The sequence below is a fragment of the Streptomyces sp. NPDC004542 genome, assembly GCF_040610035.1.
GTDB lineage: Bacteria > Actinomycetota > Actinomycetes > Streptomycetales > Streptomycetaceae > Streptomyces.
On the sequence record NZ_JBEXLP010000205.1, the window covers coordinates 1 to 1874 of the forward strand.

Genomic DNA, 1874 nt, shown 5'->3' on the forward strand with positions numbered 1-1874 from the left:
GAGGTAGCCGTGCAGCCGCCCGGCCTGCGCCGCCACCCCCGCGGCCCCGGCACCCCGCGCCGTCACCACCCACGGCACCACCGACGACCCCACCGGTGACGCAGCCCCCGTGACCGGGGTCTCCGCCTCCTCGGCCGGCGGCTCCTCGATGATGACGTGCGCGTTCGTCCCGCTGATACCGAAGGAGGAGACACCCGCCCGGCGCGGTCGGCCGTTCTCCGGCGCGGGCCACTCACGTGCCTCGGCCAGCAGCTCCACCGCCCCCGCGTCCCAGTCCACGTTGGGGCTGGGGGCGTCGACATGGAGGGTCTTCGGCATGACGGTGTTGCGTATCGCCATGACCATCTTGATGATGCCGCCGACGCCGGCCGCGGCCTGCGCGTGGCCGAAGTTGGACTTGAGCGAGCCGAGCCACAGGGGGCGGTCCTCGGGGCGGTCCTGGCCGTAGGTCGCGATCAGCGCCTGGGCCTCGATCGGGTCACCCAGCGTCGTACCCGTACCGTGCGCCTCCACCAGATCCACGTCCGCCGACGACAGACCCGCACCCGCCAACGCCTGCCGGATCACCCTCTGCTGCGAAGGCCCGTTCGGCGCGGTGAGGCCGTTGCTGGCACCATCCTGGTTGATGGCGCTGCCGCGGATCACCGCGAGGACCGGGTGGCTGTTGCGGCGGGCGTCGGAGAGGCGCTCGACGAGCAGCATGCCCGCGCCCTCGGCCCAGCCGACACCGTCGGCGGCGGCGGCGAAGGACTTGCAGCGGCCGTTGGCCGCGAGGCCGCGCTGGCGACTGAACTCGATGAACATGCCGGGCGTCGACATCACGGCCACACCGCCGGCGAGGGCGAGGGAGCACTCGCCGGAACGCAGCGCCTGGACCGCCAGATGCAGCGCGACCAGCGACGACGAGCACGCCGTGTCCACCGTCACCGCGGGGCCCTCGAGGCCGAGCGTGTAGGCGACGCGGCCCGTCACCAGGCTGCCTCCGCTGGTGGTCGCGGCTTCGTCGCCGAGACCGTAGTCGTGGTACATCACGCCCGCGAACACGCCGGTGGCGCTTCCCTTGAGGGGTCCGGGGTCGATGCCCGCCCGTTCGAAGGCCTCCCAGGCGGTCTCCAGCAGCAGTCGCTGCTGCGGGTCCATCACGACCGCCTCGTTCGGGCTGATGCCGAAGAAGCCGGGGTCGAAGTCGGCGGCGTCGTAGAGGAATCCGCCCTCACGCGCGTACGTCTTGCCCGCCCGGCCCGGCTCCGGATCGTGGACCGCGGGGTCCCAGCCGCGGTCGGACGGAAACTCCGACACCGCGTCCACTCCGTCGGCCACAAGCCGCCACAGGTCCTCCGGGGAGGCCACGCCACCGGGGAAGCGGCAGCCCATGCCGACGATCGCGATCGGATCGTCGTCCAGAGGGCGCGACGCGGCGATCACGGGAGCCGCCGACTCCTTGGCGGCTCCCCCCAGGGCGGCGTCGACGTACTCCGCGACCGCTTCCCCGCTCGGATAGTCGAAGACGAGCGTGGCGGGCAGACGCAGGCCGGTGGCCGCGTTGAGCCGGTTGCGCAGTTCGACGGCGGTCAGGGAGTCGAAGCCGAGCTCCTTGAAGGCCCGGTCCGGCTCGACGGCGTCGGCCGAGGCATGCCCGAGAACGCCCGCGACCTCGCTCCGTACGACGTCCAGCAGGGCGCGGCGTCGATCGGCGGCGGGCAGTGCGGCCAGTCGCTGCTTCAGCGTGGCCGCCTCGGTCTGCGTAGCGGCGACCTGCCGCAGACGGGGCCTGACCATGCCCTTGAGGAGGGCGGGGAGTTCCTCACCGCGGGCGGCGAGGGCGGTGGTGTCGATGCGCAGCGGGATCTGGACCGGGTGCTCGGGCCGGGCCA

At 73.2% G+C, this 1874-nt stretch carries 1 protein-coding gene; it reads right to left on the reverse strand.

Features of this window, described 5'->3' with window-relative positions; genetic code table 11:
- Positions 1 to 1874: type I polyketide synthase (locus ABZX30_RS38070; protein ID WP_355943020.1), on the reverse strand; the 1874-nt coding region annotated here is incomplete at both ends.